Annotated in this window: 12 protein-coding genes; 8 read left to right on the plus strand and 4 right to left on the minus strand. The window is 71.0% G+C overall.

The window, feature by feature from the left end; all coding sequences use genetic code 11:
* Positions 1-313: 313 nt before the first annotated feature.
* Complete coding sequence (locus ACTWQR_RS11775) at positions 314-1315, plus strand: helix-turn-helix domain-containing protein (RefSeq protein WP_443226932.1); 1002 nt, start codon at positions 314-316, stop codon at positions 1313-1315.
* Between the two features lie 133 nt (positions 1316-1448).
* Here the strand turns inward: ACTWQR_RS11775 and ACTWQR_RS11780 are convergent, their stop codons facing one another.
* From ACTWQR_RS11780 to ACTWQR_RS11790, 3 genes are all read right to left on the minus strand, one after another.
* Positions 1449-3038 (minus strand): serine/threonine protein kinase, encoded by a 1590-nt coding sequence (locus ACTWQR_RS11780; protein ID WP_443226933.1) that lies wholly within the window; start codon positions 3036-3038, stop codon positions 1449-1451.
* Entirely contained in the window at positions 3035-3799 is a 765-nt protein-coding gene (locus ACTWQR_RS11785; RefSeq protein WP_443226934.1) for an FHA domain-containing protein, read from the minus strand. Before ACTWQR_RS11785 ends, ACTWQR_RS11780 begins: the two co-directional genes overlap by 4 nt.
* Before the next feature lie 132 nt (positions 3800-3931).
* On the minus strand, positions 3932-4546 hold the full coding sequence (locus ACTWQR_RS11790; protein ID WP_443226935.1) for an RDD family protein: 615 nt from the start codon (positions 4544-4546) through the stop codon (positions 3932-3934).
* A 255-nt stretch (positions 4547-4801) separates the two neighbouring features.
* Between ACTWQR_RS11790 and ACTWQR_RS11795 the strand changes: the two genes are divergently transcribed.
* The 5 genes from ACTWQR_RS11795 (at position 4802) to ACTWQR_RS11815 (ending at position 10991) form a co-directional block, all read left to right on the plus strand.
* On the plus strand, positions 4802-5656 hold the full coding sequence (locus ACTWQR_RS11795; RefSeq protein WP_443226936.1) for a bifunctional methylenetetrahydrofolate dehydrogenase/methenyltetrahydrofolate cyclohydrolase: 855 nt from the start codon (positions 4802-4804) through the stop codon (positions 5654-5656).
* Positions 5646-6254: a DUF3017 domain-containing protein gene (locus ACTWQR_RS11800; protein WP_443226937.1), complete on the plus strand. Its 609-nt coding sequence runs from the start codon at positions 5646-5648 to the stop codon at positions 6252-6254. Before ACTWQR_RS11795 ends, ACTWQR_RS11800 begins: the two co-directional genes overlap by 11 nt.
* Positions 6255-6440: 186 nt before the next feature.
* Positions 6441-7199: a helix-turn-helix domain-containing protein gene (locus tag ACTWQR_RS11805; RefSeq protein ID WP_443226938.1), complete on the plus strand. Its 759-nt coding sequence runs from the start codon at positions 6441-6443 to the stop codon at positions 7197-7199.
* Positions 7200-7829: 630 nt separating this feature from the next.
* A complete protein-coding gene (locus tag ACTWQR_RS11810) occupies positions 7830-9095 on the plus strand; it encodes a helix-turn-helix domain-containing protein (protein WP_443226939.1) in 1266 nt (421 codons plus the stop codon).
* 906 nt (positions 9096-10001) lie between these two features.
* On the plus strand, positions 10002-10991 hold the full coding sequence (locus tag ACTWQR_RS11815) for a malate dehydrogenase (protein ID WP_443226940.1): 990 nt from the start codon (positions 10002-10004) through the stop codon (positions 10989-10991).
* A 108-nt stretch (positions 10992-11099) separates the two neighbouring features.
* Here ACTWQR_RS11815 and ACTWQR_RS11820 read toward each other — a convergent pair whose 3' ends face one another.
* Complete coding sequence (locus tag ACTWQR_RS11820; protein WP_443226941.1) at positions 11100-11993, minus strand: GNAT family N-acetyltransferase; 894 nt, start codon at positions 11991-11993, stop codon at positions 11100-11102.
* A 277-nt stretch (positions 11994-12270) separates the two neighbouring features.
* Here ACTWQR_RS11820 and ACTWQR_RS11825 point away from each other — a divergent pair, with 277 nt between their 5' ends.
* Both ACTWQR_RS11825 and ACTWQR_RS11830 read left to right on the plus strand, forming a co-directional pair.
* Positions 12271-14112 carry a hypothetical protein gene (locus ACTWQR_RS11825; protein ID WP_443226942.1) on the plus strand — a complete coding sequence of 614 codons (1842 nt, stop codon included), beginning with the start codon at positions 12271-12273 and terminating at the stop codon, positions 14110-14112.
* Positions 14099-14455: a hypothetical protein gene (locus tag ACTWQR_RS11830; protein ID WP_443226943.1), complete on the plus strand. Its 357-nt coding sequence runs from the start codon at positions 14099-14101 to the stop codon at positions 14453-14455. The genes ACTWQR_RS11825 and ACTWQR_RS11830 overlap by 14 nt, the downstream gene beginning before the upstream one ends.
* Positions 14456-14467: the final 12 nt, after the last annotated feature.

The following is a 14467-nucleotide window of genomic DNA, read 5'->3' on the forward strand; positions in this document are numbered from 1 at the left end:
AGAGGCTCGGCTGAGCGGAGTCCGTCTGACCGCCTGTCCCTGTCCCTGTGCCCGTGCCCGTGCCCGTGCCCGTCCTTGTCCCTGTGCCTGTGCCTGCGCTTGCGCCCGTGGTGCGGCCGGCCGCGGTGAACACGACGGTCACCGCGTCTGTGCATGCGAAAGCGAACGCTTGCCTCATGTTGGTACGCACTCCCCCGAGTAGTGGCGCGCGGTCCCTCGCGCCTCTTTGCTTCTTCAGGCTTGCTGACGCGAGCATGGCGATCCAGGCTTTTTGGCTCTGCCCAAAAAGACCAGGACAGCAGGGGGGAATCGAATGCTCCGCATCCACTTCACCGATGCCGACCTGGCCCGGACCCGCGTTGCGACTGCACCGGACCCGTTGTGGGAGATCTGTGCAAGCCTGCACCGCTTCCAGTCCCGCAACGGTCGCTGGGCCTACGCGGAGTGGTACCGCACAGCCCGCGCCCGACTGCACTCCACACACCTCACCCGCACCCTGCGCACTCTGCTGCTACCCCTGGTCCCGCGCGCCACGTACTTCCCCGACTTCCTCACCCCTCCCGAGGCCGCCGAAGGACTCGACACCGGTCTGGAGGCCATCCTGGCCACACCGGAGCACCGGGTCCTGGACGAGGTGGGCATCCTCGCCCGCTCCAGCGGAGCCCCCGCCTGGACACCGCGCCTGGCCGAACCGGGTATGCGCAAGGAACTCGTACAGGCGATGCGGACCTACTACGACACGGCCATCGCCCCGCACAGCGACCACATCCAGGCCCGCGTCGACGCCGAACGGGCCGGCCGCGCCCGCGCCCTGCTCGACCACGGGGTCGAGGGCATGCTCCAGAACCTGGGCCCCACCCTGCGATGGCAGTCCCCTGTCCTGCACACCGTCTATCCCGAGGACCGCGACCTCTACCTGAACGGGCGCGGACTCCTCCTGGTCCCGTCGTACTTCTGCTGGGGAAACCCGGTGGCCTTCGGCGACGCAGAGCTGGATCCCGTCCTGATCTACTCCCTCAGCCATGAGCCCCACCACTCCGCGCTCCCCGGAGACCTCGGCTCCGGCGCACCCCTGGCAGCCCTGCTCGGCCGGACCCGCGCCGTCGTCCTGCGCGCCGTCGCCGTCGGCGCCACCACCGGCGAACTCGCCCGGGCCGCCGGAGTCTCCGCGTCATCCGCCAGCCAGCACGCCACCGCCTTGCGGGACGCGGGCCTCATCACCAGCCACCGCGACGCCGCATCCGTACGGCACACCCTCACCCCTCTCGGAGCCGCGCTGCTGCGGGCCAACACTCCGGACCACGGGTCGCGTTGAAGCGGGCCTCGACTCCTGCCGCCGCCGTTTCACCGCCTTCGGCGACACCCCATACGGACATGACACGGCGGGAGCGGTCCCGTCCCCAGCGTGTCAGGGGCGCCCGGCCGCCGGTACCTCGGAACTCTCAGGGTCACTTCTTCCCCGGCGGCGTGTATTCCTTGAGGTAGTGGGCGACGCGGTCGGCGTAGTCGCGGTACTTCGGGGGAACACCGGCCGCGTCGTTCACCGTGTCGGACGAGGTCCGGTACGCGGCCGCGATCAACACCCGCCGGTCGCCGTCGAGTCCGGAGTCCAGGCGCGGCGCGGCCCAGCACAGGTACCGGCTCAGGGCGGGGATGGACTCGGCGGGCGTAAAGGGGGGCTTGGGCGCCGCCTTGGGGGTGGTGCCGTCGGAACGGATCCAGAAGCGCAGCACACGCGGGGTCCAGCGGGCGATGCCGTACTCGTCCAGGGCGGGGTCGGCCAGGTCCGGGTCGAAGTCGCTCTCCGCTTTCAGCATGGCGGCGAGGAGCGCCGGGGTGACGTCCTCCTGCACACAGTCGTGCGCGGAGTCGACGATCAGCGGGCGGTAGGCGGCCGGGACACCCTTGTCGGTACGGAGTTCCTCGGCGCCGTAGGTGGCCTGGCTGACCTTCTCGGTCGCGGCGGTGCTCCTGCCGTCCGTGACGCCCTTGCCGTCCGGGGCGTCGCCCGCCCAGGTGCTGATGCCGTACGCGAGCGCCGTGACGGTGACGGTGGCGGCCGCGGCGCCGACGACCACCGCCGGGCGGCGTCCGCGACGCCGGAGCGGCCGGAGCAGGCGGGGCACGCGGGGGGACCGGCCCGTGCCGGCCGCCGCCTCCACTCGCCGCAGCAGCGCCTCTCCGGAGACGCGTTCCGTGTGTGTACGGGCCAGACAGTCCCGTACGACCTCCCGCCAGCCATCGGGGAGTTGGGGCGACAGGCGTAGCTCTTCGGTGCCGCGTGCGTAGCGCACCGCCGCGTCCCGGCGGGCCGAGGGCGTGCCGCCCGGCAGCGGGAACGTGTCGGTGAGGACGAGGTGGGCGAGGACGCCGAAGGCCCAGATGTCGGCGGAGGGCCTGATCTGGCGGCCGCGCTCGCCGATCTCGGACCAGAGGAGTTCCGGTGGTGTGTAGTCGGGCGTGGAGAAGGCGGGCGTGTAGGCGTGGGTGCCCTCCATCTCGGCGGCCATGTTGAAGTCGGCGAGCCGGGCCGAACCGTCCTTCATCAGCAGCACGTTGGCCGGTTTGAGATCGCCGTGCACCCAGCTCGCCCGGTGCAGCTGGGCCAGCCCTTCACAGATCTGCGCGAGCAGGGCGGGGCCCTGCGGCGGGCGCGGAGTACGGGTCAGGAGTGCGGCCAGGGAGCCCTCCGCCCGTTCCAGTACGAGGACGGTGGCGCCGTCGAGGTGGGGGTGGTCCGGGTCGTCGACCGTGAGGGTCTCGTACATGCGGATGAGCCGCGGGCGCCTGAGCCTGCGGTGCAACTCCACCTCGCGCTCGGCGAGTTCGCGCAGATGGGTCAGCTGGCGGGGCGTGCCCGTGCCGGTGGGCAGGAACTTCAGCGCGGCGTACTTCGGGAATTCCGCCACGTCTTCCCGCGCATGGGTGCGCCGGGCCTCATACACGCTCCCGAACGCGCCCGTGGCGATCGGGTCCCGTACCTCCCAGGAGCCCACCCGGTACCCCTTGGGCACCGGGACCGCGTACGCCTCCGTCACCGCGCCGCCCGGCCGGCCGGCTCCGTCAGGACGACCAGGTCGTCCTCCCGTACGAGGTCGAAGCGGAGCGCGAGGGAGACCAGGGACTCCTTCTTGCCGTTGAGGCGCGGGCCCGTGTCCGCCGTTTCGGGACCCGGCTTGAGACGCAGCTTCACGGCCAGGTAGTCGATGTTCCACTGGACCGAAGTCCGGGAGGCGGCCGGCCAGTTGGGACGCAGCCGCTCCACGACCTGGTCCACGGTGGGCAGGGGTGCGTGCGGTTCGCCGCGCAGGCGGGGCTCGCAGAGGGCGGCGAGGACCGCGAAGTACCGCTTGGTGCGGTCGACGGAGAAGGCGGGTGCGGTCGTCGCCCCGTCCGGGCCCAGGCCGTCCGGGGAACGGAGGAAGTCGTGGCGGGGCGCCCACACCTCGATGGGCAGCAGATCGCCCGCCGCCGGGAGGACGATCCGGGAGAACTCGAAGGGGATCGGCGCGTCCAGGCGGCCGGGGCCGACCTTGATGTGCTCGCCCGCGCCCTCGGGGTTCTCCACGACGTACGTCTGGTGGGCCGAGAGGTTGCTCAGTATCCAGAAGGCGCCGTGCGCGGTGATCTCCCCGGCCTTCCGGGACACGCCTTCGTGTGCGATCGCAAGCCCGTTGTCGGTCTCGGAGCGGCCGAACGCGAGGCGTTCGCCGGGCGCGAGCCTGATCTGGGGGTTGTCGCGCTTGTCGTTGTCCTCGTCCTCCGTGGTCGGCGGAGGTACCACGATGATGCTGTACAAGGCCGTTCTCCCCGTCCCGCTCCCCGTCCCGCGCGCAGCTGTGGGATCAGGGTAGGGCGACGCACCAGGGCCGTGTCTCCCCCTTCGCAGGGTGAAACACGGCCCTTGGCGTGAATGGCGAGAACGCGCCCGTCAGCCCTTGACGACCACAGAGCCGCAGACCTTGTCGGCGAACGTCTGCTTCTTGGAGTCCCACAGCGGCCAGAGCCAGCCGAGGTAGCAGGCGATGCTGTCGAGGAAGTGGGCGAGACGGCGGACGAACGCCATGCCGACTCCGAGCGGCCGGCCGTCGTTCTCCCGCAGCAGGCGGATGCCGAGAGCCTTCTTGCCGATGGTCTGGCCGGTCTTGCCCTCCTGGATCAGCATCCAGATCGCCACACCGAGAATGGCGACGATGGAGATGAGGCCGAAGATCGCCTGCCCCGAATCGGAGCCCATCGCCGCCCCGATCACCGCGGGGATGTAAGCGACCATGAGGATGAGCCCGTCCACCAGTGTCGCGCCAACCCGCAGACCCCAGTGGGCGTACGGGGGCGTACCGCCGTACATCTGCTGCTGCGGGTATCCGGGGTACTGCTGGCCGGGCTGCTGCGGATAGCCGTAGCCCTGCTGGGGCGGGACGCCCTGCGGGGGCTGCTGCGGGTAGCCGTAGCCGGGCTGGCCCTGCGGCTGCTGGGGCTGGCCGTACGGCTGCCCGCCCTGTGGGGGCGGCTGCCCGTACGGGTTGTTCGGGTCGCCAAAGCTCATGGCGGTTCTTCCTCCGTTGATGGTGCGGGGACGACGCGGTTTGTACGGAGGAGAAGCATGAGCGGTTGCGGTCTGTCCCCCTGCACTGCCCGCGGCACTGCGCGGATCATAGTTCTAAAGGCACGGCGTGTTGTCCAGCCGTACCCCATAGGAGTTGTGCAAGTGCAACATTGCTGATCATGCATGCCGGAGGCGCGGGCGGCCGGTCCGCACCCGGATTGGAACCCGGACCCGGTCATCCGCGAGGATGGGCCCATGACCGCCCAGATTCTCGATGGCAAGGCCACCGCAGCCGCGATCAAGTCCGATCTGACCGTCCGCGTGGCGGCCCTGAAGGAGAAGGGCATCACGCCCGGCCTCGGTACCGTCCTGGTGGGCGACGACCCCGGCAGCCAGAAGTACGTCGCGGGCAAGCACCGCGACTGCGCCCAGGTCGGCATCGCCTCCATCCAGCACGCACTGCCCGCGACGGCGACGCAGGAGGAGATCGAGGCGGTGGTACGGGAGCTCAACGAGGACCCCGCCTGCACGGGGTACATCGTCCAACTGCCGCTCCCCAAGGGCATCGACGAGAACCGCATCCTGGAACTGATGGACCCGGACAAGGACGCGGACGGCCTGCACCCGATGAACCTCGGCCGCCTCGTCCTCAACGAGCCGGCCCCGCTGCCCTGCACCCCCAACGGCGTCCTCACCCTGCTGCGCCGGTACGGCGTGGAGATCAAGGGTGCCGAGGTCGTGGTCGTCGGCCGTGGCGTGACCATCGGGCGCCCGATGCCGCTGCTGCTCACACGCCGCTCCGAGAACGCCACCGTGACGCAGTGCCACACCGGCACGCGCGACCTCTCCTCGCACCTGAAGCGCGCCGACATCATCGTCGCCGCGGCGGGCTCCGCGCACCTGGTCCGCCCCGAGGACGTGAAGCCCGGAGCCGCCGTCCTCGACGTCGGCGTCTCGCGCAGCGCCGAGGGCAAGATCGTGGGCGACGTCCACCCGGACGTCGCCGAGGTCGCCGCGTGGATCTCCCCGAACCCCGGCGGGGTGGGCCCGATGACCCGAGCCCAGCTCCTCGTCAACGTGGTCGAGGCGGCGGAACGCAGTGCCGGCTGAGGACGGGCCGGGTGCACCGGCCGAGAGGGATGCCGTGGATCCGTCCGGCACGGAGCCGCGTGCCGCGCAGTCGCGGGACGGCGACGCCACCGTTCTTCGGGCGGAGGACGAGACCGCGGACAGTGAGCCCGGCGACCTCCAGGTGCGGAACGGCGAGCTCACCGCCCGGGACGCCGTCAGCGCGGTCGGGCCCGATGGACAGGCCGAGCGGGTCACCCGGCGCTTTCCGCTCTTCACGCGGGACACCGCGCGCCCCGAGGGCGGTGGCCGGGCCGCTCCCCGTGACGCGCCCGCGCCCGCCCGGCAGTGGCCGATCCTCGCCGTCACCACGACCGTCGGACTCGGGCTGCTGCTGACCGCGCTCGACGTCTTCCGGGTCGGCATCCTGCTGATCGGCGCCGCGCTGCTCGCGGGCGGCGCCCTGCGCTGGATCCTGCCGGACGTGGGCATGCTCGCCGTCCGCTCCCGCTTCACTGACCTCGTCACGTACGGCGTCCTGGGCGTCACCATCGTGCTGCTCGCGATGATGGCTCAGCCCAACCCGTTGCTGGAGATCCCGTTCCTGGACGACACGCTGCACTTCACAATCAGGACGTAGCCCGACGTAGCCCGCCGAGGACGGCGTACGCGCGGCGAAGGTACGCGCGGCGGAGGCCCGCACACTCCCCCGAGTGAGTGCGGGCCTCCGCTCCTTTTTCCCCCGCGGTGTGGCGCGGTCAGCTGTGCGTGGGCAGGTAGTCGTAGCAGTACAACTCGCCAGACCGCTCCGCAGAGGTCCCCGGAAGTGCGCCAACTGACCATAGGGCTACGGGAGTTACGAGAGTCGGCAGGACTGAGCCTCGCCCGGCTCGCCGTGCGCACGCCCTACAGCAAGTCCTCCTGGGCCCGCTATCTCAACGGCGAGAAGCCGGTTCCGTACGACGCCGTCGAGGCGCTGTGCCGGGTCGCGGGGGAGCGCCCCGAACGACTGCTGGCGCTGTGGGAGCTGGCGGACGCGGAGTGGAGCGGCAGGGGGAGGCGGCGTACAACCGGGGAGGAGCGGGGACGGCGGGGCGCGGCCGCGAGGTACCGCCGCGGGCCGCTGCTCGTCACGGGTGCCGGTGTCGTCGCCGTCCTGTGCGCCGCCGTCCTGCTCCTTCCGGACAAACCCGCCGAGCCTGCGGGACAGGCGGTGGCCCCGGCCACGTACGCACCCGGCTGCACCGGCGAGACCTGCGACGGGCGGGACCCCGCGGACATGGGCTGCGGCGGGCAGTTCATGGTGACCTCGGCCGCCGAGCGCACCCTTGCGGGCGGGCAGCGCGTGGAGCTGCGGTACGGCGAGGTGTGCCGGGCCGTTTGGGCGCGTGCGTCGCAGCTGAGGGTCGGGGACCGGGTCGAACTGAGCCGGGCCGGGGCGCGCGCCAAGGACGTACGGGCCGTGAACGAGGGCGACACCGAGGGGTACCTCGCGACACCGATGACGGCAGCGGACGACGGGCCGCGCGGAGCGCGCGTCTGCCTGGTGCCGGCCGACGGTGAGCGGGTCTGTTTCGGGGTCTGACCTGGTCTCCCTTTCGGGTCCGTTCGGGGTCCGATCAAAGAGGGCGTCGCCCGTCCACTCCCCCGAGCGAGGACGGGCGACGCCTGGGGTCAAGAGTGATGGAGGTGCCAACGGAGGTTCAACGCCTGTCAATTTCCTGTGGCAGAGAGGTGACGGTTCCGCTACGTCGTGCGTACCGCCGGGGCGCAGGCTTGAGCACCTGAGCAGTCGACGACCCAACCTGCCCTGGTGTGTGCGTGATCCCCTGATGATGCGAGTGACGCATGATGTCGTATATGTGTTCCCCATGTGTCGATGTGTCGACAAGTTCGAGGATTTACGTCAATCACCTCCGACACCAGGGATAACGTGGCCAATCGGGACGGTCCGGGACGTCCTGTGCATTCACCGGGAGATCCTGTCGGCCGGGAGGGAAGTCGGTGGGACACTGGACCGCAGACCAGCGGGCGTGCAACGGTGCATGCCCACAGGCCCGAATGCTCCCGTGCGCCCCCATCCCGGGAACTGAGATCCTGACTGGGCGCATCCCTGTGGGTAGCCAGACACGGACTCGGCACAGGGCTTAACGCGCGGGAAAAGCCAGCACGTACGGGGGGAAAGAGGGGGGTAGCAATGCCTCGTTGGAGGGCCTTGCCGGATGAACTCGATCCGCAGGTCAGGGAGTTCGCCAGTCAGCTGCGTCGGCTTGTCGACCGCAGCGGACTGAGCGTCGCCGCTGTGGCCGACCGCACCGGTTACAGCAAGACGTCCTGGGAGCGGTATCTGAACGGTCGGCTGCTCGCGCCGAAAGGCGCGATCGTGGCACTGGCCGAGGTGACCGGGACAAATCCTGTCCATCTGACCACGATGTGGGAGCTTGCCGAGCGCGCATGGAGCCGCTCGGAGATGCGCCACGACATGACCATGCAGGCGATCCAGATCTCCCAGGCGCGTGCCGCGCTCGGGGAGTTCGGGCCGACTCCTGCCAAGGGGGGACGGAACGGGAAGCAGGCGCGCGCCGGGGGCAGCGCGACGGCTGCGCCCACGCCTGGTATCGCGGGGCCGGCCGGGGTGGCACCGACGGTGCCGCCGCGGAATCCGACGTCTGGGGAGCAACGGAAGCCGTCCGGGGCGGGTGCCGGTTCTGGCTCCGGCGGGGATGCGCGCGGTGGCGGGTGGGGAGCCGTGGCCACGCCTTCGGGGGCGGCCGGGGTTTCCGGCGGCTCCGGGTATTCGGGGGCTGCGGGTGCCGGCGCCGGTGCGTCCGGATTTTCGGGGGCGCCCGGTTCTTCCGGGTCCAGTGCGTCCGGTTCGCCTTCGCCTGGTTCGTTCGGCCCGTCCAGCCTGTCCGGTCCCGCCGGTCCTGCCGGGCGGTCGCCTCAGGACGCGCGGCCGGGTTCCGGCGGTTCGCCCGACGGGCAGCGGCGGAAGCGGCGGCTGACGATGTTCCTCGCCGGTGTCGTGGGCGCGGGCGTGGTGATAGCCGCGGCCATGTTCCTCACGGACTCCGGCGGCGACGAGACGAACGCGGGCGTGACTCCGACGCCGACGGCCTCGGCCAGTGCGAACCCCGAACTGCCGGTGGGCGTCAAGTGCGTCGGCGCGGACTGCACCGGCAAGGACGCGGAGAACATGGGCTGCAGCGGCGACCTGGCGAACACCGCCACCAGCGTCACCGTCGGCACGACCGTCGTCGAGGTCCGCTACAGCAAGACCTGCAACGCCGCCTGGGCCCGCATCACCGGGGCCGCACAGGGCGACGAGGTCGGTGTGACCGTCGGCAAGGCCAAGCAGACGGGTTCGGTCGCGACGGCCGGAGACACCACCGCCTACACCCCGATGGTGGCCGTGAAGGACGCCGGCGACGCAACGGCATGCGTCACTCTGCAGTCCGGGCAGAAGGGGTGCACAGAGTAATTTCGGCTGATGCGGGAGGCTGCCCACGATTGACCGGGCACCGCCCCGCACGGGCGCCCGAGCCGTTGGAAGCGGGCGCCCGACACGGTTTCCGAAACGGGCCTCCGCCTCCTCCGAGACGGGCGCCCGTTCTCGTTTCCGCGCGGGTGCTCGGCCCGATCGGAGACGGCTGCCCGGCCGGGATTCGAGTGGGGCTTCGCCCTGGATTCGAGTGGGGCTTCGGCCCGGATCCGCGCGGGTGCTCGGCCCGATCGGAGACGGCTGCCCGGCCGGGATTCGAGTGGGGCTTCGCCCTGGATCCGAGAGGGACTCCGCCCCGGATCCGAGAGAGACCGCGGCCGCTCCGAGGCAGGCGTCGGGCAGGCGCTCTCCGAGGCAGGCGTCGGGCAGGCGCTCTCCGAGGCAGGCGTCGGGCGCCTCCGAGGCAAGCGTCGCCCCTCCGAGCAGCCCCTCCGAGCAGGCCTTCGCCCCCGCCGCAACGCCTCCCGTCAACGGCTCCCGAAACCCCGTCAGTAACTAATCGCCGCACGAGGGGAATGCCTGCCCCGCTCCGGGGCAGGCGGACAGTACCCCCACGGGAGTCCGGCGCCGTCCGGGAGGAGTCACACCCCCTCCCGGCACCCGGCACCCCCACCCGGCGGCCGCCGTCCCTCTCTCCCGGATCGGCGGCCGCCACTTCGTGCGAAGGCTTGCGGCTCGTGCCCAGCCTTGTGGGGTGGGCCACATCGGACCCGGCCGTGCGAGATCCCGGATGCGCGATAGCCTGACCGCTGGATCTCTCTTGACGCCGAGAGATCGATCATCGGCCGATCATCGGCATCGGTGATCGATCATCGTCGCGGCCAACTGAAATCCCGTACCCCGGGGCAGGGACGCCCCACCGTCAGCTGTCATACGGAGAACGCCATGACCCGCACTCCCGTGAACGTCACCGTCACCGGCGCGGCCGGCCAGATCGGTTACGCCCTGCTCTTCCGCATCGCCTCCGGCCAGCTGCTCGGCGCGGATGTGCCGGTCAAACTGCGCCTCCTCGAGATCACGCCGGCGCTCAAGGCCGCCGAGGGCACCGCCATGGAGCTCGACGACTGTGCCTTCCCGCTCCTTCAGGGCATCGACATCACCGACGACCCGAACGTCGCCTTCGACGGCGCGAACGTCGGCCTGCTCGTCGGCGCCCGCCCCCGCACCAAGGGCATGGAGCGCGGTGACCTGCTCTCCGCCAACGGCGGCATCTTCAAGCCCCAGGGCAAGGCGATCAACGACAACGCGGCGGACGACGTCAAGATCCTCGTCGTGGGCAACCCGGCCAACACGAACGCCCTCATCGCCCAGGCCGCCGCCCCGGACGTACCGGCCGAGCGCTTCACCGCGATGACCCGCCTGGACCACAACCGCGCGCTGACGCAGCTCGCGAAGAAGACGGGTTCGACGGTCGCGGACATCAAGCGCCTCACCATCTGGGGCAACCACTCCGCCACCCAGTACCCCGACATCTTCCACGCCACGGTCGCCGGCAAGAACGCCGCCGAGACCGTGAACGACGAGAAGTGGCTGGCCGAGGACTTCATCCCGACCGTCGCCAAGCGCGGCGCGGCGATCATCGAGGCCCGCGGTGCGTCGTCGGCCGCCTCCGCCGCCAACGCCGCCATCGACCACGTGTACACCTGGGTCAACGGCACGGCGGACGGCAACTGGACCTCCATGGGCATCCCGTCGGACGGTTCGTACGGCGTTCCGGAGGGCCTCATCTCCTCCTTCCCCGTCACCACGAAGGACGGCTCGTACGAGATCGTCCAGGGCCTCGACATCAACGAGTTCTCCCGCGCCCGCATCGACGCGTCGGTGAAGGAGCTCGAGGAGGAGCGCGAGGCGGTCCGCGGTCTCGGCCTGATCTGACCCACCCGCGGTTCTGTTGAGCCGTTCTGTCCCAACCCGCACGGGCCCTGTTCCGGTACGTACCGACCGGCACGGGGCCCGTCGCCTTCTCCTTTGCCGCCCCCGCCGTCATCCCCGCCGTGTCAGCCGCTTCTCGAACCAGTGATCGGCGTAGACATGATCCACGTACGCCGGGATCTCCGTGTACCCGCACGCCCGGTACATCGCCTGCGCCTCCGTGAGTGCCGCGTGCGTGTCGAGTCGTACGACGTCGAAACCGCGCGCGGCCGCCTCCCCTTCCAGCGCCGCCAGCAGCCGTCGGGCGAGTCCGAGGCGCCGGGCGTCCGGATGCACCCACACGTGCCGGATCTCGCCGACGCGGGGCTCCAGCCGGCGCAGCGCCCCGCAGCCCACCGGGTGACCCTCCTCGTAGGCGACGAAGAACGCGCCGGAGTCCCCAGACACCTCTTCGGCCCGTACGAGATCGGACGCGTCGAAGCCTTCCGGAAACCGTGCGTCGATGTCGGCGGCGTACGCGTCCAGGCAGGCGCGAGCATCGGCGGACGCGCCGGGGACGTGCTCGACGGTGATGCCGGCCAGCCGCAGCAGCCGTCGCGTGACGGCCAGCGCCTCGGTCAGCTGCTCGCGCTGGTCCGCGCTGAGCCCGCCGAGGAGGCCGGCGGCGAGGGCGTTGGCCCGCCGTTGCTGCTCCTTCAGCTCGACGCGGCCGGCCGGGGTCAGCTCGATCATGCGCAGCCGGTTGTCGTCCGGGTGCACGCTCACCCGGACCATTCCCTGCGCCTCCAGCGCCTTCGTCATCCGGCTCAGATATCCGGCGTCCAGCCCGAGCCGGTTTCTGAGCTCGCGCAGCGGCACTCCGTCCTCGATCTCGAACAGCAGCCTTGCCTCGCCGAGCGGGCGGTCCTGGCCGAGGTAATGGTCGTCGAGCGCCCCGATACGGCGCGTGAAGTAGCGGTTGAACCGGCGGAAGGCCGCCACGTGCTCCGTCGACACTGGCTCCATAGTTCTTTGACTCTAGTCAAAGAACTATGGAGCGTCCATGACTCGGCTGCCCTCCCAGAGGGCGTACAGCTGCTCCGTGGTGTCCTCGGCGGGACGGCCGGGTCGGGAGGACCCGCCGGCGTGAAGGGTCGTGGAGACGTGAAGGCCTCGTGTGAGTCCCGGGTCGCACTGTCGTCCTCTTGATATTCCGGTTCCCCCAGTCCCATCCGTCACTCTATGGTGATGGTCCGTCAACAGAACCAGTAACAAAGTGTTTTCCACGCATCGGGGGAGTGGCGTGAGCACCGCATACGTGCCGCAGCAACCGCAGCAGACACACGCCGACGCACCGCCGTCGGCAGCACCGCCGGCGCCGCCCACTCCGCCGCACGCCAGCGAGGCGACCCGGCTGCTGTGCGCGGGCACCTACCTGGACTCCGGTTACCGGGACCGGGTCATCGAACAGCTGCACCTCAACGAGCAGCGGATCGTGGCGCCCTCGCTCGGCCTCGACGCGGCCCGCGTCCTCGCGCACGCCCTTCGGGCCCGGCGCCAGGAACTGTTGTGGGCCGGGGCGATCATGGGCCTGTGGGTGGTGGGGCTGCCGCTGACCGGCGGTCTGCTGGTCGGTTTCCTGGTACCCAGCCTGCTGCTCGCGGTCGCCGCCTGGATCCGGGGCCGGGACGCGGACGCGCCGGTGTACCGGCGGCTGCCCGCCTTCCTGCTCCGCTGGTGGGGCCGTATCACCTTCGCGATGTTCCTGCTCATCACGCTCTACGCGGCGTTCGGCGGCTCGGACGACAGCTCCTACGACTCGTCCGGCTATGACTCGTCCGGCTATGGCTCGTCCGGCTATGGCGACTCGTACGGCTACGGCGACAGCTCCAGCCCGTCCGACCTGTTGTTCCCGGACCCGGACGAGATCAGCAGTCTCGTCGAGCCCTGGCGGGCCTGGCTCACGCTCGGTGTGTTCGCGCTCATCGCGCTGTGCGTGGCCGCCCAGCGGGCCCAGTTCGCCCGGGTGATGGCCGGCGAACTGTCCCCGCAGCGCTTCCCGGACGCCGCCGCCGACCCCGCCGAGCAGGGCGAGGGCCAGCGCTTCCAGCGGCTGAAGGAGCGCGTCCGGCTGGAACAGCACGCGCCGCTGGTCATGTATCACGAGAGCCGTCCGTTCTGCGGTGCGGGCGAGGCCTACGAGACCTGGGTCCTCGCCGTCGAGCTGCGCCCCGACGGCATGAAGAAGGAACAGCGGCCGCTCAGCAACCGCACGGTCCTGGAGAAGATCCGGCCGCTGATCGAACAGCTTCGGCTGCCCGCCGAGTTCGCCGGGCACACCGTGCGCGACCGGCTGCGCTGGCTGGAGATCGACGAGTGCGTGTTCCTGCCCGCCGAGGGGCTGCTGCGCCGCGAGGAGGCGCCGTACACCCCGCACGCCTTCGAGGAGCACCGGGCCCGCGCGGTCGAGGAGGGCGCCGAGAAGCGGCGGCACTTCCTGCGCATCCGGGTCGGCGGCTGGGAGGAGGAGCTGGTCGTCACGGTCTTCGTGCGCATCCACACCCAGGGCCGCATGCTCATGCTGGAGACCGCCCCGCACGTGCTGCTGCCGGTGCGCGAGGACTTCAAGAACGCCGACCGCACGGCCCACGCCTTCCGCCACAACAACGTGGTCGGCAAGGCGGCCTGGGCCGTCGCGCGGGTGCCCGGCTCCGCGGCCCGCTCCCTGATCGCCCTCGGCAAGGGCCTGTGGTACGCGTGGCGGATGCTGACCGGCGGATACGCGGGCGCCCTGCCCGACGGCCCCGCCCTGTCCGTGCGGGAGCTGGGCTCGGGGAGCGCCGGTTCGCTCTTCCAGGAGATGGACGTCTCCCGCTACCTCAAGAGCGTGCAGGACCGCGTCGCGCACGGAGTGACGGCGGCGCTTGCCGAATCCGGTTACCAGACCGGCGAGTTCGTCCAGAAGATCGTGAACATCAGCGGCGGCGGCGTGAACGTCGAGGGCGGCGTCGAGGGCAGCACCTTCGCCGTCGGCAGCCACGCCTCCGCGTCTTCTTCGTCCTCGTCTTCCACCACGACCACCACGTCCACCGCAACCGGCGGCGCCGCGCCGCAGAAGGGATCCGGCACCGATGGCAACGGATGAGCCGAACTTCAGCATCAACGGAGGCGTCTCGCACAGCACCTTCGCGGTCGGCAGCCACGCGCACGCCGAGAGCCATCACGGCGCGGCCGTACAGCGCGACCAGGCCGCCGAGGAGCTGCTGAAGGCGGTGCGCGAACTGCGCGCCGACCTGACCCGGGTGCGTGCCGACGAGCGGACGGCCGAGCTGGACGCCGCGCTCGCCGAGACGGAGGAGGAGATCAACCGCACCGGGCAGGCCGGTCCGACGCGCCTGGAGCGGGTGCGGCAGCTGCTCCAGGACTCCCAGGCCCTCGTCGGCCTGATCGCGTCGGCCGGAGCCGTGGCCGGCCTGCTGGGGACGTGAGAGGGAGCGAGA

This window comes from Streptomyces sp. 2A115, assembly GCF_052245575.1.
GTDB lineage: Bacteria > Actinomycetota > Actinomycetes > Streptomycetales > Streptomycetaceae > Streptomyces.